Raw genomic sequence first — 23,589 nt, 5'->3', positions numbered from 1 at the left:
CCCCCGTTGCCGGGGGTGTTTTTGTGTATGTTCGGCGGTGTCCTACTTTTCCACCCGTATGGGCAGTATCATCGGCGCTGACAGGCTTAGCTTCCGGGTTCGGAATGGGACCGGGCGTTTCCCTGTCGCTGTGGCCGCCGTAACTCTATTTAAATTTGTTTGGTGGGGGGTGTGGCGTCAAAGTTGTTCTGCGGCGAATAGCCGTCGAACTGGAGTGTGGTTGCGATTGTGTGTTGGTAAGTTTTCGGCCGGTTAGTGCCAGTTCCCTGCACCCATTACTGGGCTTCCAGGTCTGGCCTATCGAACCCGTAGTCTGCGGGGGGCCTTATCCCTCTAAAAGGGTGAGAAACCTGATCTTGGAGAAGGTTTCCCGCTTAGATGCTTTCAGCGGTTATCCTGTCCGAACGTGGCTATCCAGCCGTGCCCCTGGTGGGACAACTGGTATACCAGAGGTTCGTCCGTCCCGGTCCTCTCGTACTAGGGACAGGTTTCCTCAAGTTTCTGACGCGCGCGGCGGATAGAGACCGAACTGTCTCACGACGTTCTAAACCCAGCTCGCGTGCCGCTTTAATGGGCGAACAGCCCAACCCTTGGGACCTGCTCCAGCCCCAGGATGCGACGAGCCGACATCGAGGTGCCAAACCATCCCGTCGATATGGACTCTTGGGGAAGATCAGCCTGTTATCCCCGGGGTACCTTTTATCCGTTGAGCGACACCCCTTCCACTCAGAGGTGCCGGATCACTAGTCCCGACTTTCGTCCCTGCTTGACTTGTAAGTCTCGCAGTCAAGCTCCCTTGTGCACTTACACTCAACACCTGATTGCCGTCCAGGTTGAGGGAACCTTTGGGCGCCTCCGTTACATTTTAGGAGGCAACCGCCCCAGTTAAACTACCCACCAGGCACTGTCCGTGAACCGGATATACGGTTCGACGTTAGGTGTCCAATACGATCAGAGTGGTATTTCAACAACGACTCCATACAAACTGGCGTCTGTACTTCACAGTCTCCCACCTATCCTACACAAACCGTACCGAACACCAATACCAAGTTGTAGTGAAGGTCCCGGGGTCTTTTCGTCCTGCCGCGCGTAACGAGCATCTTTACTCGTAGTGCAATTTCGCCGAGTCTATGGTTGAGACAGTTGGGAAGTCGTTACGCCATTCGTGCAGGTCGGAACTTACCCGACAAGGAATTTCGCTACCTTAGGATGGTTATAGTTACCACCGCCGTTTACTGGGGCTTAAATTCTCCGCTTCACCTTACGGTTAACGGGTCCTCTTAACCTTCCAGCACCGGGCAGGCGTCAGTCCGTATACATCGTCTTGCGACTTCGCACGGACCTGTGTTTTTAGTAAACAGTCGCTACCCACTGGTTTCTGCGGCCGGATCCCGCTCCCACCGCAAGGGTGTTCACGGTATTCCGGCCCCCCTTCTCCCGAAGTTACGGGGGCATTTTGCCGAGTTCCTTAACCATAGTTATCTCGTACGCCTTGGTATTCTCTACCTGACCACCTGTGTTGGTTTGGGGTACGGGCCGTGTATGTGCTCGCTAGAGGCTTTTCTTGGCAGCAGAGGATCACCGAATTCGCCTCAATCGGCTATGCATCACCTCTCAGGATTAATGAGCGACGGATTTGCCTATCGCTCTCCCTACAGGCTTGCCCCAGTATTACCACTGACTGGTACGGCTGCCTTCCTGCGTCACCCCATCGCTTGACTACTACCAGCGAAGGTCCCACGCAGCCCCGAAACTCCATGCCCCCGAAGGGGAATGGTCGATCCGGTTTTGGGTGGTTAGTACCGCTGATTCATCAGGGACGCCTATACACGGGTACGGGAATATCAACCCGTTGTCCATCGACTACGCCTGTCGGCCTCGCCTTAGGTCCCGACTCACCCTGGGCGGACTGGCCTGGCCCAGGAACCCTTGGTCTTACGGCGGGCAAGGTTCTCACTTGCCTTATCGCTACTCATGCCTGCATTCTCACTCCCCCACCCTCCACCACCGGTCACCCGGCGGCTTCGCTGAATGAGGGACGCTCCCCTACCCACATCCACGTAGACGTGAATGTGCCGCGGCTTCGGCGGTGTGCTTGAGCCCCGCTACATTATCGGCGCATAATCACTTGACCAGTGAGCTATTACGCACTCTTTCAAGGGTGGCTGCTTCTAAGCCAACCTCCTGGTTGTCTCTGCGACTACACATCCTTTTCCACTTAGCACACGCTTAGGGGCCTTAGCCGGCGATCTGGGCTGTTTCCCTTTCGACGTACGGAGCTTATCCCCCGCCGTCTCACTGCCACGCTTTACACCACGGCATTCGGAGTTTGGCTGACGTCAGTAACCTAGTAGGGCCCATCGGCCATCCAGTAGCTCTACCTCCGTGGTGAACCACGTAACGCTGCACCTAAATGCATTTCGGGGAGAACCAGCTATCACGGAGTTTGATTGGCCTTTCACCCCTACCCACAGCTCATCCCCTCAGTCTTCAACCTAAGTGGGTTCGGGCCTCCACGCGGTCTTACCCGCGCTTCACCCTGGCCATGGGTAGATCACTCCGCTTCGGGTCCAGAACACGCCACTACACCCCAAAGGGGATGCGCCCTATTCAGACTCGCTTTCGCTGCGGCTACCCCGCACGGGTTAACCTCGCGACGTGTCCCTGACTCGCAGGCTCATTCTTCAAAAGGCACGCCATCACCCCACGAGGAGGCTTTGACGGATTGTAGGCACACGGTTTCAGGTACTATTTCACTCCCCTCCCGGGGTACTTTTCACCATTCCCTCACGGTACTAATCCGCTATCGGTCATCGAGAAGTATTTAGGCTTACCGGGTGGTCCCGGCGGATTCACAGCAGATTCCACGGGCCCGCTGCTACTCGGGAACTGATACAAGGTAGGTGACGGGTTTTCGCGTACCGGGCTCTCACCGTCTGCGGCAGACCATCCCAGGCCATTTCTGCTAACCACGACACTTTCTGACTACCCCTCAGCCAGGTAGAGCTGAGACATATCACTCCCACAACACCGCGCGCACAACCCCTACCCGGTTATACATGCGCGCGGTTTAGCCTGTTCCGCGTTCGCTCGCCACTACTGACGGAATCACAATTGTTTTCTTCTCCTACGGGTACTGAGATGTTTCACTTCCCCGCGTTACCTCCCGCACCCTATATATTCAGATACGGGTAACACGACATCACTCGTGCTGGGTTTCCCCATTCGGAAATCCTCGGATCAATGCTCGGTTGACAGCTCCCCGAGGCATATCGCAGCCTCCCACGTCCTTCATCGGCTCTCGATGCCAAGGCATCCACCATGCGCCCTTAAACACTTACTTACACACAAGAGTTAAAAAAGAAATTACACATTTCGATGAACATGTCAGCCACGAAGGACTACGCGTTCATCTAGATGCTCGCAACCACTATCCAATACTCAAACACCACACCCCACCACCAAGATGGAGGGACTCCACACGGATCGACCGAGTGTTGTCTCAGGGCCCAATAGTGTGTCTGGCAATCATTTGCTGTTGTGCACCCGGCTTTCGTCCACTACAGACGAAAACCCCTCACGGCTCGCACCCCACCAATTGGAGTGCTTTTCGTGGTGCTCCTTAGAAAGGAGGTGATCCAGCCGCACCTTCCGGTACGGCTACCTTGTTACGACTTCGTCCCAATCGCCGATCCCACCTTCGACAGCTCCCTCCCAAGGGTTAGGCCACTGGCTTCGGGTGTTACCGACTTTCATGACGTGACGGGCGGTGTGTACAAGGCCCGGGAACGTATTCACCGCAGCGTTGCTGATCTGCGATTACTAGCGACTCCGACTTCATGGGGTCGAGTTGCAGACCCCAATCCGAACTGAGACCGGCTTTAAAAGGATTCGCTTAACCTTACGGCATCGCAGCCCTTTGTACCGGCCATTGTAGCATGTGTGAAGCCCTGGACATAAGGGGCATGATGACTTGACGTCATCCCCACCTTCCTCCGAGTTGACCCCGGCAGTCTCTCACGAGTCCCCGGCATTACCCGCTGGCAACATGAGACAAGGGTTGCGCTCGTTGCGGGACTTAACCCAACATCTCACGACACGAGCTGACGACAGCCATGCACCACCTGCACACAGGCCACAAGGGAACGCCTATCTCTAGACGCGTCCTGTGCATGTCAAACCCAGGTAAGGTTCTTCGCGTTGCATCGAATTAATCCACATGCTCCGCCGCTTGTGCGGGCCCCCGTCAATTCCTTTGAGTTTTAGCCTTGCGGCCGTACTCCCCAGGCGGGGTACTTAATGCGTTAGCTACGGCACGGATCCCAAGGAAGGAAACCCACACCTAGTACCCACCGTTTACGGCGTGGACTACCAGGGTATCTAATCCTGTTCGCTCCCCACGCTTTCGCTCCTCAGCGTCAGTTACTGCCCAGAGACCCGCCTTCGCCACCGGTGTTCCTCCTGATATCTGCGCATTCCACCGCTACACCAGGAATTCCAGTCTCCCCTGCAGTACTCTAGTCTGCCCGTATCGCCCGCACGCTCACAGTTAAGCCGTGAGATTTCACGAACAACGCGACAAACCACCTACGAGCTCTTTACGCCCAGTAATTCCGGACAACGCTCGCACCCTACGTATTACCGCGGCTGCTGGCACGTAGTTGGCCGGTGCTTCTTCTCCACCTACCGTCAATCCGAGAAAACCCGAACCTTCGTCGATGGTGAAAGAGGTTTACAACCCGAAGGCCGTCATCCCCCACGCGGCGTCGCTGCATCAGGCTTGCGCCCATTGTGCAATATTCCCCACTGCTGCCTCCCGTAGGAGTCTGGGCCGTATCTCAGTCCCAGTGTGGCCGGACACCCTCTCAGGCCGGCTACCCGTCGTCGCCTTGGTAGGCCATCACCCCACCAACAAGCTGATAGGCCGCGGGCCCATCCCACACCGCAAAAGCTTTCCACCAAAAGACATGCGTCTAAAGGTCCTATTCGGTATTAGACCCAGTTTCCCAGGCTTATCCCGAAGTGCAGGGCAGATTGCCCACGTGTTACTCACCCGTTCGCCACTCGAGTACCTCCGAAGAGGCCTTTCCGTTCGACTTGCATGTGTTAAGCACGCCGCCAGCGTTCGTCCTGAGCCAGGATCAAACTCTCCAAACAAAAACTCCTCGCAGAACGAGGTGAATTCAAATCAGAGATACCTGACAAGACGCCAAAAACTGGCATCAAATACGGCCATACCGACACACGGGGAGTGTTTAGGTATGGCCAAAAAAACAACAACAAAATAAAAAGACCAAACACACTATTGAGTTCTCAAACAACACTTGTTTCGCCCGTTTTGGGGCAACCCTGCCAGCTTAATACAGGTCTGACGGGTCCGTCAACTCCCAGGATCTGATCTTCGGGAGACCATCTCGGGAGCGGCCGTGCCAGGCTAGTACCAATCCAGCGAGGGAGTCAAGGCCCCGCTTTCGTCCACCTTCGCGTTGGTGATACGCGGCTGTGGAGGCCTGGGGGACTTGGCCTTTGGTTACTGTACCCGCTCGATCTCCGCTCCCAAAATCGCCAGGTTTTCCACGAACAGCGGGTAGCCACGATCGATGTGGAAGACGTCGTGGACCTCAGTGTCTCCGTCGGCGACGAGGCCGGCCAAAACCAGGCCGGCACCCGCCCGGATGTCCGAACACCACACCGGCGCACTCGACAATTGCGGCAAGCCCCGCACGACGGCGTGATGTCCGTCTGTCCGGGCATCGGCGCCAAGGCGGATCATTTCTTCAACGAATCGAAAGCGCGCCTCGAATACGTTCTCGGTGATCATCGACGTACCGTCCGCGATCGAGGCCAGGGCGATCGCCATCGGCTGCAGGTCGGTCGGAAACCCCGGAAACGGCAGGGTCGCGACATTGACGGCCTTCGGACGCTCGTACTGCGCCACCCGAAAGCTGTCGTCGGTTTGGGTCACGGTGGCGCCCGCGTCGTGCAGCTTATGCAGCACCACCTGCAGGTGCGCGGGGTCGATGCCGGTCACCGTGATGTCTCCGCGGGTTATCGCGGCGGCGATGCCCCACGTGGCGGCGACGATGCGATCCCCGATCACGCGATGCTCGGTCGGGTGCAGCTTTGGAACGCCGATGATGGTCATCGTCGGCGAGCCCGCCCCCTCGATCTGCGCGCCCATCTGGTTCAACATGGTGCACAGATCCACCACGTCGGGCTCGCGCGCCGCATTGTGGATGGTGGTTACGCCCTCGGCGACGACCGCGGCCATCAGGATGTTCTCGGTGGCTCCCACCGAAGGGAATTCCAGCTGAATCTCCGCGCCGCGCAACGTATCGGCCTGGGCCACCACGCATCCGTGCTCGATGTTGCATTGCGCACCGAGCTGACGCAGGCCGGCCTGATGCATGTCCAGCGGGCGTGATCCAATCGCGTCGCCTCCCGGCAGCGCGACGCGGGCGCGCTTGCACCGGCCAACCAGCGGTCCCAGCACGCACACCGACGCGCGGAATTGTCGCACCGCGGCGAAATCGGCGTCGTATTTCGGTTCATCCGGAGAGGTGATTCGGGCGACATCACCGTCTAATTCGACGGTCGCGCCCAGGCCGCGCAGCACCTCCGCCATCAGCGGCACATCGAGGATGTCGGGGCAGTTGGTGATCGTGCTGGTGCCTTCGGCCAACAGCGTCGCGGCCATCAGCTTGAGCACGCTGTTTTTTGCGCCCCCGACTGCGACTTCGCCTGACAACCGGTTGCCGCCGGTCACCACGAATCGCTCAGCCACCCGGGTCAGTCTAGTGAAGCGGTATCGGCTTGTCAGTCAGCCAACCCACACCCGAGTACGGTTTGCTCATGGCTGTACACCTGACTCGCATCTACACACGAACCGGCGATGATGGAACGACGGGATTGAGCGACTTCTCGCGGGTCTCCAAGAATGATCCTCGCCTGGTGGCCTACGCCGATTGCGACGAAGCCAACTCGGCGATAGGCGTAGCCGTCGCGGTGGGTCAGCCGGACGAGAAGCTCATGGGCGTGTTGCGGCAGATCCAAAACGATTTGTTCGATGCCGGGGCGGATCTGTCGACCCCTGTTGTCGAGAATCCCGAGTATCCTCCGCTGCGCGTCACCCAGCCCTACATTGACCGACTCGAAAAGTGGTGCGACGCATACAACGAGCCGTTGCCGAAGTTGAATTCCTTTGTACTGCCCGGTGGTTCGCCGTTGTCGGCGTTGCTGCACGTGGCCCGCACCGTGGTACGCCGAGCCGAGCGCTCGGCGTGGGCGGCCGTCGATGCCGCACCGGGGCAGGTCAACGTCCTGCCCGCGAAATACCTGAACCGTCTGTCAGATCTGCTTTTTATCCTGTCGCGCGTGGCCAACCCCGACGGCGACGTGTTGTGGAAACCGGGCGGCGACAACGCCACCACGAGTTAGTCCCGCCGGTCGTCGTCCTTCCCCGTCTAGGGTGGCGCGGTCTACAGGCTCCGCCGACGGGAACGCGGCGATGGACGTGACTCCAGCCAGGACAAGAACGCGGTCAACGCGCCCTTATCCAAGGCGATCTCGTAGCCAGACCTGCGGTCCTGGGTCGTATCGCGCAACTCGATGACGACGATCTCGTCGGTCATGATGTCGAACTCGTCGCCGCGCGGTGCCCGCCTGGACACGATCTCCACGCCTCGCCGGCTCAGCCGCCGGTCCGGCCACAGTCGCACACTGGAGAGCCGGTAGAAAGCGGCTTCGCCTCCGCGATAACGGATTACGCCGTGCCGCCAACCGTGGCCCCCGACCGCGGGAATGTCTCGCATGATCCCCGCCGTGCCGCCCTGGCGCAGCTTCCACAGCCGATAACTCAGCCCGATGACGGCGCTCGCCAGCACGACGACCAGCACGACCATGCCGACCATGGGCGCGCTCATGGGCGGTTAGTCGATCGCGCCGACGGCACGCAATCTCGCGCGCCCCTTGGCGGCGATGCGCGGATCGTCAGACTCAGCGGCCTCTCTGGCGGCGCTCTCGTCGATCTCCGACTCGAACTCGGCGGATTCGGCGAGGATCGTCACCGATTCCTCGGTGACCGATAAAAATCCGCCGTCCACCGCGACCCGCAGATCGTCTTCGCCCTCTCTTTCGACGCGCACCATTGCGTCGTCGACCAACTGCGCTACCAGCGGGATGTGCCGCGGCAGGATGCCGATCTCACCGACGGTGGTGCGGGTGAACAGAAACGTTGCCTCACCCGACCAGATCTTTCGGTCGACGGCGACTATCTCAACGTTCAATTCAGCCATGCCACAGAGCCTTTCAGAGCCTTCTCGCCCATGCCTCAGGAATCAAGTTTGGCGCCAAAGCCTTCGGCCTTTTTAGCCAAGTCATCGAGGCCACCGATCAAGAAGAACGCCTGCTCCGGGATGTGGTCGAAATCGCCCTTGGTCAGCCGGTCGAATGCCTCGATGGTCTCCTTCAGTGGCACCGTCGAGCCGGGCTGACCGGTGAACTGCTCGGCCGCCATCATGTTCTGCGACAGGAATCGCTCGATGCGCCGTGCGCGCTGCACGAGCTGCTTGTCCTCTTCCGAGAGCTCGTCGATACCGAGGATCGCGATGATGTCCTGAAGGTCCTTATACCGCTGGAGGATTCGGATGACTTCCTGCGCCACCCGGTAGTGCTCGTCACCAACCACACTCGGGTCCAGGATGGTCGAGCTCGAGGCCAGCGGATCCACCGCGGGGAAGATACCCTTGGAAAACACCGAACGTGACAACTCGGTGGTGGCGTCCAGGTGCGCGAATGTCGTTGCCGGCGCTGGGTCGGTGTAATCGTCGGCGGGCACATAGACGGCCTGCATCGACGTGATCGACTTGCCTCGCGTCGAAGTGATGCGCTCCTGCAGCTCACCCATCTCGTCGGCCAGGGTCGGCTGGTAACCCACCGCGGACGGCATACGACCGAGCAGCGTCGACACCTCCGAACCTGCCTGGGTGAATCGGAAGATGTTGTCGATGAACAACAGCACGTCCTGGCCGGCCTCGTCGCGGAACCACTCGGCCATGGTCAGCGCGGACAGCGCCACCCGCATACGGGTGCCGGGCGGCTCGTCCATCTGGCCGAACACCAGTGCGGTGTCCTTGAGCACGTCGGCTTCCTTCAGCTCGACCCAAAGGTCGTTGCCCTCACGGGTGCGCTCTCCCACGCCGGCGAAAACCGAAGTACCACCGAAGTTTCGGGCGATACGGTTGATCATCTCCTGGATCAGCACCGTCTTGCCGACGCCGGCACCACCGAACAGCGCGATCTTGCCACCGCGCACGTACGGGGTGAGCAGGTCGACGACCTTGAGGCCGGTCTCGAGCATTTCGGTGCGGGGCTCGAGCTCTTCGAACGCCGGCGGCTTGCGGTGAATCGACCAGTGCTCGAAGCCCTCACCGTATCCCGGCTCGTCCAGGCAGTCACCCAGAGCGTTGAAGACGTGGCCCTTGACGTCTTGGCCAACCGGCACCGAGATCGGCTTGCCACTGTCGGTTACCTCTACTCCGCGCACCAGGCCGTCGGTGGGCTGCAGCGAGATGGTGCGTACCAGGTTGTCGCCGAGGTGCTGCGCGACCTCGAGCGTCAGGGTCTTCGCGAGCTCCTCGAATGTGATCTCGGCGTTGAGCGCGTTGAACAGCTCCGGCACCGAGCCGCGCGGGAACTCGACGTCCACGACGGGGCCGGTGATTCGCACCACGCGGCCGCTGGTCTCGGACTTTGTCGACTTGTCGGTCTTTTCGTCAGTAGCAGTCATTTTCTTCTTCCTCGTGTGCTACTTAGCGTCGGCCAGTGCGTTTGCGCCACCGACGATTTCGCTGATCTCTTGGGTGATCTGAGCCTGCCGCTCGCGGTTCGCCATCAGCGTGAGCTCTTTGATCAGGTCATCCGCGTTGTCCGTTGCCGACTTCATCGCTCGTTGACGCGACGCGAGCTCCGATGCCGCCGACTCGAGTAACGCCGCGTACACCCGGGTCGTCACATACCGCGGCAATAAAGCCTCGAAAAGCGTTGTCGCGTCTGGCTCGAACGAGTACAGCGTATGGAGTTCCTCGGTGTCCTCGACGTATTCCATGACCAGTGGAGCGATGCGGTGCGCCACCGCGGCCTGCGACATCATCGACTTGAACTCCGAGTAGACGATGTGCAGTTCGTCGACGCCCTGGTCATCCTGTGACTCGTCATCGCCGGTCCCCGCCATGAAAGTCTCGACCAGCGTGGACGCGATCTCCGCGGCGTTTTCATATTGGGGTTGCTCGGAGAAGCCCGTCCACGATTCCGTGATGTCCCAGTTGCGGAACTTGAAGTAGTTCTGCGCCTTTCGGCCCACCGTGTAGACGACCGGCGTCTTACCTTCCTCGCGCAGCAGGGAGAACAGCTCCTCGGAGCGGCGAAAGATGCTCGAGTTGTACGCGCCGCACAACCCGCGATCCGACGACACCACCAGCACGCCGGCGCGCTTCGGCTCTTCTCGTTCGACCAGCAGAGGGTGGTCCAACGCGGCTTCGGAGGAGAGCGTGGTGAGCATCGACGTGATCTGGAACGCGTACGGCCGTGCGGATTCCAACCGGGCCTGCGCCTTACCGATGCGCGAGGTCGCGATCATCTCCTGGGCCTTGGTGATCTTCTTGATCGACCCCGCCGACCGAATCCGGCCGCGTAATTCGCGAAGTGTTGCCGCCATCGGTAGCTACTTCTTGTCCTTGCCGGAGGTTTTCTTCTTTTCCTTCGGCTTTTCCTTCTTGACCTGTACGGACTCTTTTTCCAGCTCCTCTTCGTCCAGGGCCTCGACGTGCTCGTCAGGCACGACCGATCCGCCGCCACTGGCTGCGAAGCCCTTCTTGAAGTTGTTGATGATCTCGGTCAGCTGGTTCTCGCCCTCTTCGGAGAGTTTTCCGCTGTCGCGGACACCGCCCAGGAACTTCTCTTCCGAAGCCCGCATGTGGTCCAGCAGCTCGGTCTCGAAACGCCGCACGTCCTCGACGGGAACAGAGTCCAGGTGACCGCCGGTGCCCAGGAAGATCGAAACCACCTGCTCCTCAACCGGCATGGGCTGGTACTGCGGCTGCTTCAGCAGCTCGACCAGGCGCTCACCGCGCTCCAGCTGGGCCTTGGACGTCGCATCCAAGTCCGAGGCGAAGGCGGCGAACGATTCCAGCTCGCGGTACTGCGACAAGTCGAGTCGCAGCGAGCCCGCGACTTCCTTCATCGCCTTGATCTGCGCCGCACCACCCACGCGCGACACCGACACACCGACGTTGATGGCGGGCCGCACACCCTGGTTGAACAGGTCGGACTCCAGGAAGCACTGCCCGTCGGTGATCGAGATGACGTTGGTGGGGATATAGGCAGAGATGTCGTTGGCCTTGGTCTCGATGATCGGCAACCCGGTCAGTGAGCCACCACCGAGGTCGTCCGACAGCTTGGCGCAGCGCTCCAACAGGCGCGAGTGGAGATAGAACACGTCGCCGGGGTACGCCTCACGACCCGGCGGGCGGCGCAGCAGCAATGAGATCGCGCGGTACGCCTCAGCCTGCTTGCTCAGGTCGTCGAAGACGATCAGCACGTGCTTGCCGTCGTACATCCAGTGCTGGGCGATCGCCGAACCCGTGTACGGCGCAAGCCATTTGAAGCCCGCGGAGTCGGATGCCGGGGCCGCGACGATGGTCGTGTAGTCCATCGCGCCGCCCTCTTCCAGGGCGCGCCGGACCGAGGCGATCGTGGTGCCCTTCTGGCCGATGGCCACGTACACGCAGCGCACCTGCTTGCGCTCGTCGCCGCTCTCCCAGTTCTCCCGCTGGTTGAGGATGGTGTCCACGCAGACGGCGGTCTTGCCGGTCTTGCGGTCACCGATGATCAGCTGGCGCTGGCCGCGACCGATCGGGGTCATCGCGTCGATGGCCTTGATACCGGTCTGCAGCGGCTCGCTCACGCTCTGCCGCTGCACCACCGACGGCGCCTGGATCTCGAGCGCGCGGCGAATATCGGTGTCGATGTCCCCGCGTCCGTCGATCGGCTCGCCGAGCGGATTGACGACGCGCCCCAGGAACGCGTCGCCGACGGGAACCGACAAGACCTCGCCAGTGCGCTTGACTTGCTGTCCTTCTTCGATCTTCTCGAAGTCACCCAGGATCACCGCGCCGACGCTGTGTTCGTCCAGGTTGAGCGCGACGCCCAGGACGCCCCCGGGGAACTCGAGCAGCTCCTGGGTCATGACCGAGGGCAGGCCTTCAACGTGCGCGATGCCATCCCCCGCGTCGACGACGGTACCGACCTCTTCCCGGGCGGTGTCGGACGTGAAAGAGCCTACGTACTCCTCGATGGCGCTCTGGATGTCATCAGCGGAGATTGTCAACTCGGCCATAGCTTTTCGTCTTCCTACTTGATCTTGGTTCGCATGTGGTGGTGATAGGTCGGTCGTGGTCAATCAGGTAATTGAGCCTCGGCCGCGGCAAGGCGAGAAGCGAGTGTCCCGTCGATCACTTCGTCGCCCACGGAGATGAGCAGGCCGCCCAGTAGTTCCTCGTTGATCTGCAGCTGGACCGCCACCGTGTTCCCGTAGATGCGGCCAAGCACGTCGGTGAGCCGAGATCGTTGGTCGTCGCTGAGTTCGGCCGCCGCCCCGACCTGAGCGACGATCTCGCCGCGGCGGGCCACGGCGACTTTTGTCAGGAACTGAACAGCCTCCTCGGCCGGCTCGCCTCTGAGCAGTTCGACCGTCTGGGTCAGCAGCGCGACCACGATGCGGTTCACCCTGCCGCTTGCGCTGTCAAGGACCTTGCGCAACAACGCAACCCGGTCTTCCACGGGAACGGAGTAGTCGCCCAGCAGGATGGAAAGTTGCGGCTGCGCGTCGAGGATGCGGGAAAATCGGAACAGCTGTTCTTCGACCTCGTCGACTTCGTCCTCACGTTCGGCGACTTCGAGCAACGCTTGCCGAGACACGTGTTCGATCGCGTCGATGAGGTCGGAGTTGGCCGACCAGCGCTCCGATACGGCCGAGCGCAGCACCTCGAGGGTGGGGTCGCCGACCTTGCCGGAGAGCAGCCGGTCGATCAACTTGACCCTGGGGGCGCCGTCCTCGGCGGGGACGGTGAGATACCGCGTGACGACGATCTCGCGGTCCAGCATCTGGGCAACCTCTACCAGTTCACTGGAGAGAGTCGAAAGCCCCTTGTTGTCAAGGTTTTTGGCTATGGTGCTGAAGTTGTCCGACAGGTTTTCCAGTGCGACACGACTCGACGAGCGCATTTTGCTCAGCAAGGGATACTGGACGTCGACCGAGGCGGGCGCCATCTCGTCGAGCTGTTCGAGGAACCGGTCGACGGTCGCCGACCGCTGTTCGGCGTCGGCGACGTAGTTCCGCACCAACTCACCCGCCTGGCGCACCGCTTCGTGGCCCAGTTCCAAACGGAGTTGCCGGCTCAGCTGGGTGCGCAAGAGATCGACCTGCCGGCTGCCCTGCGAACCGATGCGTTCGGCTTCGACATCAGCCTGGGCCCTTAACTGTTCCACGATGCGCCCGGCGTCAGTCTGGGCCTCCTCGACGATCCGTTCGGCCTCCTCCTTCGCGGCTTCCACAGCCTTGCTGTGCGCCGTGGTCGACTCGGTCAGCCGATCACTTGCCGTCGCAGCATCTTTCAGTTGTTGGCGCACAGCGTCTTGCCGCGCGGCCATCAGCCGACGTACCGGCGGCACGACATAACGCACCACCAGGAACACGATGGCCGCAAAGCCCACCAACTGGCCGATGAAAGTCGACATACGTAATTACCGTCCGGATGTCTTGGTTGCTGATGTGGTCGCCGCGGCGGGGGCGACGTCGACGCCGAGGATTCGACTTGCCAACGTCGCCGACATGGACGCCACGTTGGCGCGCAGATCCAGTTCCACGGCGTCCCTCTCCCGCTTCAATTGCTCGGATGCCATTTGCAACGTCGACATCACCTGCTGTTCGGCACGGGCGCGCGCGTCTTCGACCACCTTACGACCTTCGGCGCGGGCATTGTCGCGCAACGACGACGCCTGAACCCGCGCCTCGGTCAGGGCTTCTTCGTAGTCGGCCTTGGCCGCCTCGAATTCCTCGGTCGCCTTCTTGTTGTCCGCAGCCGTCTTGGCGACCATGGCGTCGCGCTCGCGCAACACTTTCATGACCGGCGGCACGACGAACGTGCCGATGACGGCTAGCACGATCAGGAAGATGGCCAGCACGAAGAAGAATGTGCCGTTGGGGACGAGGAAGTTGTTGCCTCCCTCGGCCACCATCTGGCTGGAAGCCAGAATGCTCAGGTTCGCGTCTCGCATTGCAAGCGAATTACTTGACCGGGGTAGCGAAGACGAACAACGCCATGAACGCCAGGTTGATGAAGTAGGCCGCTTCGACCAGACCGACGGTGATGAAGAACGGTGTGAACAACCGGCCCTGCGCCTCGGGTTGCCGGGCGATACCCGAAACCAGCGCGTTACCGGCAATGCCGTCACCGATACCGGCGCCGATCGCGCCGCCACCCATGATCAGCCCACCGCCGATGAGAGCGGCGGCAGCGATTTGAGGGTCCAGGGCTGCCATTCTTTCCTCCTTTATTCGGGGCCTATCTGGTAGCGGTCTACCAGGCCTCTGTAATGGTGCGTGGGACAAAACACTTCATGACGCTCTCAGTCATGGTGATCCTCGATCTCCATGGCTTGGCTGAAGTACAAGATGGTCAAAATCGCGAAGATGAACGCCTGGATCGCGCCGACGAACAGGTCGAAGGCCTTCCAGATCGCGTTGGGTGCCCACATGATGTACGGCGGGAAGAGCGCGATCAGCGCGACCAGGATGCCGCCGGCGAAGATGTTGCCGAAAAGTCGGAGCGACAACGAGATCGGCTTCGCGAGCTCTTCGACGAGGTTGATCGGCGCCAAGAACGCCACATGCCCCTTGACCACCGCCAGCGGATGCCCGAGTATGCCGCGGCGCCAGATGCCCGCCACGTGGTAGCAGACGAAGACGAAAAGGGCCAGCGCCAGCACGTAATTGATATCCGCCGCCGCCGACTTCAGCAGCTCGGTCGCGTGTCCGGATTTGTCTTTGTACTGCAGCGGGAGCACCGAAAGCCAGTTGGAGATAAGGATGAACACGAAAATCGTGACGGCCAACGGCAGCACGAACGGGGCGATCCGCATGCCGATGGCGCTCTCGATCTGTCCGCGCATCTGCTCGGTGATGGCCTCCCAGAACAACTGAACACCACTGGGCACGCCCTTCGAGGTGATCTTCGCACGCAAGAAGAAGGCCAGCCCGAGCACGATCACCGCGGCGATCGCGGTCGACAGAATCGTGTCGGTGTTGACGGTCATGCCAAGCCACGTGGCTTTAGTGTGCTCGCCAACCTCGATTGCCGACTCGGCCAGGAACGTCGTCCCAGTCATCGTTGCTGTTCCTTACCTTCCGTTCCATCCGATCCGGTGATCACGCCGCCTTGGTCGGCACCATTCGAAGACTCCGTCCAATCGCCGGCGCGCAGCTTCTTCCACACTGGAAGGGCTGTTGAGGCGACTAGTAAGACCTGAAAAAGCGCCAATCCGAACACGACGCCCAGGCCGGCGGGCCGGAAGACGTAGGCGATGATCAGCCCGACGACGGTAATGATTGCCAGCCGCGCCGCCGAGTTCACCGCCATCGACCTTTTCAGCGGGTGATCCTTCGCGGTGATCGATTCAACCGAGCGACGCACCAGTACCGCGTTGAGCAAACCCAGGAAAAGCCCGATACCGAAGAAGGCCCCGACCATCAGGTGACCGGACAGCCCGGCTGCGAGCACCGCCACCGCGGTGACGGCAACGCTGATCGCGAAGAGTCGAACCGGACGGAAAGCAACAGAGGGAAACACCAACGGCGCGTCCTGCGCTGGTGTCGTCACTGCAGCACCTCAATCCCAGGTTGGTAAAACGGAACCCCCCCGACCGACTGATCGGTGGTCCGCCGAGCGTATCGCACGTCACAGTTGAATCACCCAAGGGGTATCTCCCGACGCCGGTCTCGAACCAGCCCACTCGGATTGCCCTCCGATGGACCGGTAACCTGCACGGCTTTTTGGGGTTCTACCAGCACCGTACCACACAGTTGACCCCACTACTACTCCTCGTCGTAGTACTCGTCTCCGCGCCGCAGGAGCGGGATCGCCGTCGCGATGCCGGCCACCACGATGGCACCCAGCATCACCGCGGCGGTATCGCGGGGGCGGAAAAAGATCGTGCTGGCCGCGCCGAACGCGACGATCCCGACCCACAGATAGATCAGCAACACCACCCGGCGGTGCGAGTGGCCGATCTGCAGCAACCGATGATGCAGGTGCATCTTGTCGGGGCTGAACGCGCTGCGGCCCGCACGGGTACGGCGCACGATCGCCAACAGCAAATCGAGCATCGGTACGAAAATGACCGCGGCCACCAGCAGGAACGGCGACAGCAGCACGAACACATCGCGGGCACCGTAGGCGTTCTGCGAGACCGGGCCTGCGGCGGTCGTCGACGCGGCCGACAGCATCAGGCCAATCAGCATGGAGCCGGAGTCGCCCATGAAGATTTTGGCGCGATGGAAGTTGTGCGGCAGAAAGCCCAGACAGGCCCCGGCGAGCACCACCGAAATCACCGCGGGCGGATAGAACAGGACATCACCACCGTGGTCGCGCAGCAGGCCGACCGAGAACATGCAGATCGCTAACGCCGTGATCAGTCCCAGCCCGGCGGCCAGACCGTCGAGCCCGTCGACGAAATTCATCGCGTTGACGACCGACACCGTCAGCGCCAGGGTCAGCAGGATCGACGAGGCCTGGTCGAGCACGATCGTGCCGACGCCACCGATGGGGATGTACAGGACGCTCCACGCCACGCCCATGGTGACCAACACGCTGGCCGCCGTGATCTGACCGGCGAACTTGGTCAACGCATCCAGACCCCAACGGTCGTCGATAAGGCCGATGCCCATGATGACCGCGCCGGCCACTAAGACCGCGGGCATGCCGCTGGAGTAGACGAACCCACGGGTGAGCGCCGGCAGTTGGGACGCCAGAAACACGGCCGTGATGACGCCGAGGAACATCGCCAGCCCGCCCATCCGGGGGGTGGGCGTCACGTGGACGTCGCGCTCCCGCGGATAGGCGACCGCGCCCAGCCGGGTGGCCAGCACCCGCACCGGTCCGGTCGCGAAGTAGGTGATGATCGCTGCGGTCAACCCCACCAGCGCCAGCTCTCGAAGCGGAACACCGGCGCCGCGGTCGGCCAGCGCGAGCAACCCATCGGCAAGGTAGGTTGCGTCGCTGGACATCATCGAGACCGTACTGGACAAACCTGGCACCTCGACACCCGCTCCAGTCAGGCCGGCGCGGTCAAGCTTTCCGGATCGACGGCGAGTACTTCTGCGATCCGCTCGGCGCTCACCGGACCCGGCCGCAGAATCCGCGGCGTGGCAGCGGTCAGATCGACGATCGTGGAGGCGGCACCTTGATCGGATTGGCCCGCTTCGAGATAGACGTCCACCAGATCGCCGAGTTGGCTGCGCGCCTCGCTGGCGTCCACGGCGGCCGCACGGCCGGAGACGTTGGCGCTCGACACCGCCAGCGGCCCGACTTCGCGCAACAGTTCAATGGCAACGGGGTGCAGCGGCATGCGCAACATCACCGTGCCGCGGGCATCGCCGAGATCCCACTGCAATGACGGCGCCTGGTTGACCACGAGGCTCAACGCCCCCGGCCAGAAAGCGCGAATGAGGTCACGGGCCCCGTCCGGCATGGTGTACACGAGTCCCTCGATAGTGTGCCAAGAGCCGACCAGCACACCGACCGGCATGTCGCGACCCCGGCCTTTCGCCGACAGCAACGCGGAGACCGCGGCGCTGTTGAACGCGTCGGCGGCGATGCCGTACACGGTGTCGGTCGGCATGACGACCAGCCGGCCACCCTTGAGCGCTTCTGCCGCTGCGGCGATTCCGAGTGAGCGCCGATTGGGGTCGGCGCAGTCGAAGACGTCAGTCATCGGCGCCGTTGTCCCCCGTAGTTGCTCTCCTGCGGGCCGTCACGAATCGTGGTCGGCCGGTCAGATCTCGCCGGGCTAGGACGTCTTCGAAACATCCTGCGCGACCGAATAACTGAATCGTCTGCGCGGAGGTGGTGTCGTCGTGCTCGACGCCGATCACTCCGCCAGGGCGCAGCCAGCGACCGGCGAGACGGACGAGTGGGGCGATCACCGCCAACCCGTCTGGACCGCCGAAGACGGCCCGCCGCGGATCATGTTGCGCGACTTCGGGATCCAGTACGGCATCGTCGGGGACATAGGGTGGATTGGCCACCAACAGATCGACTCGACCGTCCAGTTCGGCGAGCATGCCCGGTTGAGAGGCCAGCTCGGTGACGTCGGCGCACAGCAGCTCGATCGTCGTGCCCTGCGCATTGCGGCGCGCGTACCCCAGCGCGGTATCGGAGTTGTCGATGGCGACGATGCGCGCCGCCGGCCGGTGGTGGGCCAGCGCCACGGCCAAGGCGCCCGAACCGGTGCACAAGTCGACGATGAGGGGCTGCGCCGCGAGTTCTTGTGCGGTGGCCCATTCCAGCAGGGCCTCGGTCTCGGGCCGGGGTGTGAAGACCCCCGGACCGACGTGCAGCGTCACGGGGCCGAATGCCGCCGTCCCCACGAGATGTTGCAACGGCACCCGCCGCGAACGAGCGGCCACGGCGTCGCGGTAGCGCCCGAGAAAGTCGTCGTCGGGCGATGCCAGCAGGGCCAGGCGGCCGCGGTCGGTTCCCGCCAGGTGCGCGGCCAGCTGCTCGGCATCCCAACGCGCAGAATCGATTCCCGCTTCGGCAAGGGTGACCGCAGCATCGTCGATCGCACGCCGCAGGGCGTTCATGCCTGTTGCAGCCTGGACTGTTTGTCAGCGGCGGCCAGGGCGTCGAACAGGGGGTCGAGGTCGCCGTCGAGAACCTGGTCGAGGTTGTGCGACTTGAAATTGATCCGATGGTCCGCAATCCGGTTTTCCGGGAAATTATAGGTGCGGATGCGTTCGCTGCGGTCGACGGTGCGAATCTGGCTGGCCCGGTCCGCCGAGGCGTCGGCGAGCGCCTGCTCCTCGGCCAAGGCCTGCAGGCGCGCGGCCAGAACCTGTAGCGCGCGGGCCTTGTTCTGCAGCTGCGATCGTTCGTTCTGACAGGTGACGACGATGCCGGTGGGCAGGTGCGTGATGCGCACCGCGGAGTCGGTGGTGTTGACGCCTTGACCGCCCTTCCCCGACGAGCGATAGACATCGATGCGCAGGTCCGACTCGTCGATCTGCACCTCGCCGACTTCTTCGGGTTCGGGATATACGAGCACACCCGCCGCCGAAGTATGAACGCGGCCTTGGGATTCCGTCACCGGGACGCGCTGCACCCGGTGCACTCCACCTTCGAATTTCATCCGCGACCAGACCCCGTCGGCGGAGTCGCCCTTGCTGGCGATCGCCAGCGTGGCGTCCTTGTAACCGCCGAGGTCGGAGGTGGTTTCGTCCAGCACGGTGACGGTCCAGCCGTGCCGTTCGGCGTAGCGGATGTACATCCGCGCCAGATCAGCGGCGAACAAGGCCGATTCTTCGCCGCCTTCACCGGATTTCACTTCGAGCACGATGTCGTCGGGGTCATGCGGGTCGCGCGGTGCCAGCATGTCGGTCAGCTGGGTGTCCAACTCCGACACCTGGGTTTCCAGATCCGTCACCTCGTCGGCGAAGGATGCGTCGTCGGCGGCCAACTCTCGTGCCGCTTCCAAGTCGTCGCGCGCGGCCACCAGCTTGCGGTAGGTGCCGACGATCGGAGCCAGCCGCGCGAACCGCCGTCCGGCCTTGCGGGCCTCATCGGGATTGCTGTGCAATTCCGGATCTGCCAGCCGCCGCTCGAGGTCGGCATGCTCAGCCAACAGCACATCAATGGTCTGTACCGGCTTGGTCACTGCCACACCTCCTGCCCGGGTCGCCTGTTGTTACCGCAAACAAAAACCGACGCCCGGCCCGTGCGACGGTGCGCACAGTTCGGGCGTCGGTAACCGAGCTATTTGTCGGCAGCAGCGCCGGCGCCGCGCTTGCCGTACCGCTTCTCGAAGCGGGCCACGCGGCCACCGCTGTCGAGGATCTTCTGCTTGCCGGTGTAGAAGGGGTGGCACTGCGAGCACACCTCGACGACGATCCGCCCGCCGTCCTTGGTGCTGCGCGTCTGGAAGGTGTTGCCACACCCGCAAAGCACCGTGGTCTCCGCGTAGGCGGGGTGAATGTCAGCTTTCATCATGTCCTCTTCGATCGTTTGTCGCCCGCTCCCGTTCGAAACCGGACGGTGGGCGTGAACTCCGAACCTCACGCGGTCAGCGGATAATCGAGCCTCGATTATGCCAGGTCAACCACCATCATCCCAAACAGCGGGCCGCTCCCGCGCATTCCCGCCAGACCCCATCTGGCTTCGAGTCCGCCCGCTGGGCTAGTCGTTATCCATCGCCCCGGGGGTCGTCTTGGACACCTGGACCAGGAACTCGTAGTTGTTCTTGGTCTTGCGTAGCTGCGACATCAGCAGGTCAATGGCCTGATGCGAGTCCAGGCCGGACAGCACGCGGCGCAGCTTGTGCACGATCGCGAACTCATCCGGCGAAAGCAGCAACTCGTCCTTACGGGTACCCGACGGGTTCACATCCACCGCCGGGAAGACCCGCCGCTCGGAGATCTTGCGGTCCAGCTTGAGCTCGGCATTACCGGTGCCCTTGAACTCCTCGAAGATGACCGTGTCACCGGTCGACCCCGTCTCGACCATCGCGGTGGCGATGATGGTCAGCGACCCGCCTTCCTCGATGTTGCGCGCGGCGCCCAGAAACCGCTTGGGCGGGTACAGCGCGGTGGAGTCGACACCACCGGACAGGATCCGGCCCGAGGCGGGCGACGCGTTGTTATATGCGCGCCCGAGTCGGGTGATGGAGTCCAGCAACACGACGACGTCCTTGCCCTGCTCAACCAGCCGCTTGGCCCGTTCGATCGCGAGCTCGGCGACCGAGGTGTGGTCCGAAGGCGGCCGGTCGAAGGTTGAGGCGATGACCTCACCCTTGACCGAGCGCGTCATGTCGGTGACCTCCTCGGGCCGCTCATCGACGAGCACGACCATGAGGTGGCATTCCGGGTTGTTCCTGGTGATCGCGTTGGCGATGTCCTGCAGGATCGTTGTCTTACCGGCCTTGGGCGGCGAGACGATCAGCGCGCGCTGGCCCTTGCCGATCGGCATGATCAGGTCGATGACGCGGGTGGTCAGCCGGTCGCTGGTGGTTTCCAGACGAAGGCGCTGGTTGGGGTACAACGGCGTCAGCTTGGAGAAATCGGGCCGCTTCTTGGCGTCCTCGACCGAGCCGCCGTTGACGCTGTCCAGGCGCACCAACGGGTTGAACTTCTGCCGCTGGTTGGGCTGTTCGCCTTCCTTCGGCACGCGCACCGCGCCGGTGACCGCGTCACCACGACGCAGGCCGTTCTTGCGCACCATGTTCATCGACACGTAGACGTCGTGCGGGCCGGCCAGGTACCCGGAGGTGCGCACGAAGGCGTAATTGTCGAGAACGTCAAGAATGCCGGCTACCGGCTGAACGACGTCGTCCTCGCGCAGCTCGGTGTCGCCACCCTCGCCGGATCGCTCACCCCGGCGACGGCGGTCACGGAAGCGGCGGCCCCGCCGGCCCTGACGGCCCTCACCGTCGTCGTCCTGCTGGTTGGAGCCTCCGCGGCCCTGCTGACCGCCGGAATTCTGATCCTGGTCGCCGCCGCCGTCCTGGCCACGGTCGTCATTCTTGTTGTCTTGCTTGGTTTTCTCGCGGCGGTCAGCCTCACCGGGAGCGGCGCCTTCGCGGCTGCCTGAGCTCTCGCGGTCGGCCTCGTCGTTGCCGCGAGCGGAAGATCCCGCGTCGCGGGACGCGCCGCGTCGTTCGCGGCGGGGCGCTTCGGTCGTCGCACCATTCTGGTCGCGCTCGGGTGCCGGCGCCTCGGCGCTGTTATCGTCGTTCTTGTCCTTGTCGTTGTTGTCCGACTTGCCGCTGGCCTCAGCGGACTTGATGCCATTGGCGGGAGCGCCGTTGGCCTGCCCCCGGACTTCCTTGATCGCGGCGATCAGTTCGTTCTTACGCATACCCGACGTCCCTTTGACGCCAACTTCATTGGCCAGCGCGCGCAGTTCGGGCAGCACCATCGTGGACAGTGCACCACCGGAGACGTTGCGTTTCGCGTCTGGAGTGTCAGCGGTCACGGCGTTCGACAGTTGATTGGCATCAGTGTTTTCGCCAGCCGTGAACAGGTCCGTATCAGTCACGGATTTCCTTTCTTCCCCCGCTGATCAGGTCATACGGGGGGTTCGTTGCATTCAGGCAAATTGCCGAGTGCGCCCAATCATCGACATTGCAACGGTGATCGCCTGGATTGGCGGAGTAAGCGGCGAACCTCGTCCACAAGAAGAATTGGTGTTGTCCTAGCGGCAAGGCAGTATGGATGCAGATGCAGATGCTGCGATTGCTGGACGGCTCCGAGGATAGCCCGCATCCTTGCCGGAAGCAAGCAAACCCTCCGGCCATGCCGTGGATCAACCGACGACGGTTACTCCCGGGCTCCAGCGAGCTGGTTCGCCGGCGGTCATTTCGGTGATGGTGAATCCGATCGTGGCGCCGTAGTCGATGACTTCCGGAGGTAACTCGGGCGCGGTGGTCAGCGCGATCAGCGAAGGTCCCGCCCCCGAGAGCGTCGTCGCAATGTCATGACGCCGCAACAGTCGCAAATATTCCGCAGAGGACGGCATGGCAGGTGCGCGCTGCGACTGATGCAACACGTCTTCGGTGGCGGCCATGAGCAGGTCCGGGCGTTCAGTGAGCGCTACCACCAGCAGCGCGGCCCGGCTGACGTTGAAGCGCGCGTCCTCGTGGCTGATCTGCTCGCGCAGCAGCACACGGGTGTCCGCGGTGAGTGAGCGTTCCTCGGGAATCGCGGAGTACAGGTGGATATCGGGATGGAGCCGCAGCGGCACCGCCGCATACTGCGGGTGAGTGCCACTGCGATCAACCCACGCAACGACCGCACCACCCAACACGGCGGCAGCCGCGTTGTCGGGATGACCCTCGAACTCCGAGGACAGCTGGATCAGTTGACTGTCGCTGAGCGGTTTCCAATCCGTCTGTGCGACAAGGCCGTTTGCGGCCGCCAGCCCGCCGACCACCGCCGCGGCCGAGGAGCCGAGGCCGCGCGAATGCGGGATCGCGTTGCGGCAGCGCACCACCAGGCCCGGCGCACGGACCCCCATGGCCCGCAGCCCGCAGTCCAGGGCACGGACCACCAAATGTTCGGGCCCCACCGTCAGCTGGCCTGCACCCTCGCCCTCGACCTGCACAACCAGCCCGGAATCGGTGGTCTCGACGATGATTTCGTCATAAAGGCTCAACGCCAGACCAAGAGTGTCGAAGCCGGGCCCAAGGTTGGCGCTGGACGCCGATACCGCGGCGCTGGCCACTAAGCCGGCAGGCAGCATCGGGGTCGTCAGCAGCCCTTCG

Annotated in this window: 18 protein-coding genes, 3 rRNA genes and 1 pseudogene; 1 reads left to right on the top strand and 21 read right to left on the bottom strand. The window is 62.5% G+C overall.

Translation table 11 applies throughout. The features are described 5' to 3' along the window. Nucleotides 1–29 precede the first annotated feature (29 nt). The 4 genes from rrf to murA form a co-directional block, all read right to left on the bottom strand. Nucleotides 30–142: ribosomal RNA gene (gene rrf / locus A5686_RS23445) — 5S ribosomal RNA — on the bottom strand. A gap of 90 nt (nucleotides 143–232) precedes the next feature. Continuing rightward, nucleotides 233–3,343 (bottom strand): 23S ribosomal RNA (locus tag A5686_RS23440). A gap of 283 nt (nucleotides 3,344–3,626) precedes the next feature. Continuing rightward, nucleotides 3,627–5,157: ribosomal RNA gene (locus tag A5686_RS23435) — 16S ribosomal RNA — on the bottom strand. The 16S, 23S and 5S rRNA genes sit together here, the layout of an rRNA operon. Before the next feature lie 373 nt (nucleotides 5,158–5,530). Beyond that, on the bottom strand, nucleotides 5,531–6,784 hold the full coding sequence (gene murA, locus A5686_RS23430) for a UDP-N-acetylglucosamine 1-carboxyvinyltransferase (RefSeq protein ID WP_067939271.1): 1,254 nt from the start codon (nucleotides 6,782–6,784) through the stop codon (nucleotides 5,531–5,533). A 68-nt stretch (nucleotides 6,785–6,852) separates the two neighbouring features. On the opposite strand from murA, the gene A5686_RS23425 reads away from it, so the two are divergent. Next, entirely contained in the window at nucleotides 6,853–7,437 is a 585-nt protein-coding gene (locus A5686_RS23425; RefSeq protein ID WP_067939268.1) for a cob(I)yrinic acid a,c-diamide adenosyltransferase, read from the top strand. A 41-nt stretch (nucleotides 7,438–7,478) separates the two neighbouring features. Here the strand turns inward: A5686_RS23425 and A5686_RS23420 are convergent, their stop codons facing one another. The 17 genes and pseudogenes from A5686_RS23420 to thrB form a co-directional block, all read right to left on the bottom strand. Beyond that, nucleotides 7,479–7,922 carry a DUF2550 domain-containing protein gene (locus tag A5686_RS23420; RefSeq protein ID WP_067939265.1) on the bottom strand — a complete coding sequence of 148 codons (444 nt, stop codon included), beginning with the start codon at nucleotides 7,920–7,922 and terminating at the stop codon, nucleotides 7,479–7,481. 6 nt (nucleotides 7,923–7,928) lie between these two features. Next, a complete protein-coding gene (locus tag A5686_RS23415) occupies nucleotides 7,929–8,294 on the bottom strand; it encodes a F0F1 ATP synthase subunit epsilon (RefSeq protein WP_067939262.1) in 366 nt (121 codons plus the stop codon). A gap of 35 nt (nucleotides 8,295–8,329) precedes the next feature. Continuing rightward, nucleotides 8,330–9,787, bottom strand: coding sequence for a F0F1 ATP synthase subunit beta (gene atpD, locus A5686_RS23410; RefSeq protein WP_067939260.1), 1,458 nt, complete (start codon nucleotides 9,785–9,787; stop codon nucleotides 8,330–8,332). 18 nt (nucleotides 9,788–9,805) lie between these two features. Continuing rightward, nucleotides 9,806–10,714, bottom strand: coding sequence for a F0F1 ATP synthase subunit gamma (locus A5686_RS23405; protein ID WP_067939257.1), 909 nt, complete (start codon nucleotides 10,712–10,714; stop codon nucleotides 9,806–9,808). A 6-nt stretch (nucleotides 10,715–10,720) separates the two neighbouring features. Continuing rightward, on the bottom strand, nucleotides 10,721–12,394 hold the full coding sequence (gene atpA, locus A5686_RS23400) for a F0F1 ATP synthase subunit alpha (protein ID WP_067939253.1): 1,674 nt from the start codon (nucleotides 12,392–12,394) through the stop codon (nucleotides 10,721–10,723). 59 nt (nucleotides 12,395–12,453) lie between these two features. Continuing rightward, complete coding sequence (locus tag A5686_RS23395) at nucleotides 12,454–13,794, bottom strand: F0F1 ATP synthase subunit B/delta (protein ID WP_067939250.1); 1,341 nt, start codon at nucleotides 13,792–13,794, stop codon at nucleotides 12,454–12,456. A 6-nt stretch (nucleotides 13,795–13,800) separates the two neighbouring features. Then, a complete protein-coding gene (locus A5686_RS23390) occupies nucleotides 13,801–14,334 on the bottom strand; it encodes a F0F1 ATP synthase subunit B (protein WP_067939247.1) in 534 nt (177 codons plus the stop codon). 10 nt (nucleotides 14,335–14,344) lie between these two features. Beyond that, a complete protein-coding gene (locus A5686_RS23385) occupies nucleotides 14,345–14,590 on the bottom strand; it encodes a F0F1 ATP synthase subunit C (RefSeq protein WP_065052998.1) in 246 nt (81 codons plus the stop codon). Nucleotides 14,591–14,685: 95 nt separating this feature from the next. Next, the gene (atpB, locus tag A5686_RS23380) at nucleotides 14,686–15,444 is read right to left on the bottom strand and encodes a F0F1 ATP synthase subunit A (RefSeq protein WP_067939245.1); all 759 of its coding nucleotides are present in this window, start codon (nucleotides 15,442–15,444) and stop codon (nucleotides 14,686–14,688) included. Next, nucleotides 15,441–15,935: an ATP synthase subunit I gene (locus tag A5686_RS23375; RefSeq protein WP_067939243.1), complete on the bottom strand. Its 495-nt coding sequence runs from the start codon at nucleotides 15,933–15,935 to the stop codon at nucleotides 15,441–15,443. Before A5686_RS23375 ends, atpB begins: the two co-directional genes overlap by 4 nt. A gap of 215 nt (nucleotides 15,936–16,150) precedes the next feature. Further along, nucleotides 16,151–17,360 (bottom strand): annotated as a pseudogene (locus tag A5686_RS23370) (glycosyltransferase family 4 protein); the annotation flags it as partial. Nucleotides 17,361–17,388: 28 nt separating this feature from the next. Further along, nucleotides 17,389–18,048 (bottom strand): L-threonylcarbamoyladenylate synthase, encoded by a 660-nt coding sequence (locus A5686_RS23365; protein ID WP_067939241.1) that lies wholly within the window; start codon nucleotides 18,046–18,048, stop codon nucleotides 17,389–17,391. Beyond that, the gene (gene prmC / locus A5686_RS23360; protein ID WP_067939238.1) at nucleotides 18,041–18,919 is read right to left on the bottom strand and encodes a peptide chain release factor N(5)-glutamine methyltransferase; all 879 of its coding nucleotides are present in this window, start codon (nucleotides 18,917–18,919) and stop codon (nucleotides 18,041–18,043) included. The genes A5686_RS23365 and prmC overlap by 8 nt, the downstream gene beginning before the upstream one ends. Further along, the gene (prfA, locus tag A5686_RS23355; protein ID WP_067939598.1) at nucleotides 18,916–19,989 is read right to left on the bottom strand and encodes a peptide chain release factor 1; all 1,074 of its coding nucleotides are present in this window, start codon (nucleotides 19,987–19,989) and stop codon (nucleotides 18,916–18,918) included. Before prfA ends, prmC begins: the two co-directional genes overlap by 4 nt. A 98-nt stretch (nucleotides 19,990–20,087) precedes the next feature. Beyond that, entirely contained in the window at nucleotides 20,088–20,318 is a 231-nt protein-coding gene (rpmE, locus tag A5686_RS23350; RefSeq protein ID WP_067939595.1) for a 50S ribosomal protein L31, read from the bottom strand. Nucleotides 20,319–20,507: 189 nt separating this feature from the next. Beyond that, entirely contained in the window at nucleotides 20,508–22,364 is a 1,857-nt protein-coding gene (rho, locus tag A5686_RS23345; protein ID WP_067939234.1) for a transcription termination factor Rho, read from the bottom strand. Between the two features lie 267 nt (nucleotides 22,365–22,631). Next, on the bottom strand, nucleotides 22,632–23,567 hold the full coding sequence (gene thrB / locus A5686_RS23340; RefSeq protein ID WP_067939592.1) for a homoserine kinase: 936 nt from the start codon (nucleotides 23,565–23,567) through the stop codon (nucleotides 22,632–22,634). Nucleotides 23,568–23,589: the final 22 nt, after the last annotated feature.

This window comes from Mycobacterium sp. E2479 (assembly GCF_001667925.1).
Classification (GTDB): domain Bacteria; phylum Actinomycetota; class Actinomycetes; order Mycobacteriales; family Mycobacteriaceae; genus Mycobacterium.
This window is presented reverse-complemented; position numbering and strand designations above follow the sequence as displayed.

Excerpts from the sequence above, each read along its gene's own strand:
- atpD (WP_067939260.1), bottom strand. The coding sequence starts at position 9,787 with ATGACTGCTACTGACGAAAAGACCGACAAGTCGACAAAGTCCGAGACC.
- rpmE (WP_067939595.1), bottom strand. The coding sequence starts at position 20,318 with ATGAAAGCTGACATTCACCCCGCCTACGCGGAGACCACGGTGCTTTGC.
- A5686_RS23390 (WP_067939247.1), bottom strand. The coding sequence starts at position 14,334 with ATGCGAGACGCGAACCTGAGCATTCTGGCTTCCAGCCAGATGGTGGCC.
- A5686_RS23365 (WP_067939241.1), bottom strand. The coding sequence starts at position 18,048 with ATGACTGACGTCTTCGACTGCGCCGACCCCAATCGGCGCTCACTCGGA.
- thrB (WP_067939592.1), bottom strand. The coding sequence starts at position 23,567 with ATGCTGCCTGCCGGCTTAGTGGCCAGCGCCGCGGTATCGGCGTCCAGC.
- atpA (WP_067939253.1), bottom strand. The coding sequence starts at position 12,394 with ATGGCCGAGTTGACAATCTCCGCTGATGACATCCAGAGCGCCATCGAG.
- A5686_RS23425 (WP_067939268.1), top strand. The coding sequence starts at position 6,853 with ATGGCTGTACACCTGACTCGCATCTACACACGAACCGGCGATGATGGA.
- A5686_RS23420 (WP_067939265.1), bottom strand. The coding sequence starts at position 7,922 with ATGAGCGCGCCCATGGTCGGCATGGTCGTGCTGGTCGTCGTGCTGGCG.
- A5686_RS23415 (WP_067939262.1), bottom strand. The coding sequence starts at position 8,294 with ATGGCTGAATTGAACGTTGAGATAGTCGCCGTCGACCGAAAGATCTGG.
- prmC (WP_067939238.1), bottom strand. The coding sequence starts at position 18,919 with ATGAACGCCCTGCGGCGTGCGATCGACGATGCTGCGGTCACCCTTGCC.
- atpB (WP_067939245.1), bottom strand. The coding sequence starts at position 15,444 with ATGACTGGGACGACGTTCCTGGCCGAGTCGGCAATCGAGGTTGGCGAG.
- A5686_RS23395 (WP_067939250.1), bottom strand. The coding sequence starts at position 13,794 with ATGTCGACTTTCATCGGCCAGTTGGTGGGCTTTGCGGCCATCGTGTTC.
- A5686_RS23405 (WP_067939257.1), bottom strand. The coding sequence starts at position 10,714 with ATGGCGGCAACACTTCGCGAATTACGCGGCCGGATTCGGTCGGCGGGG.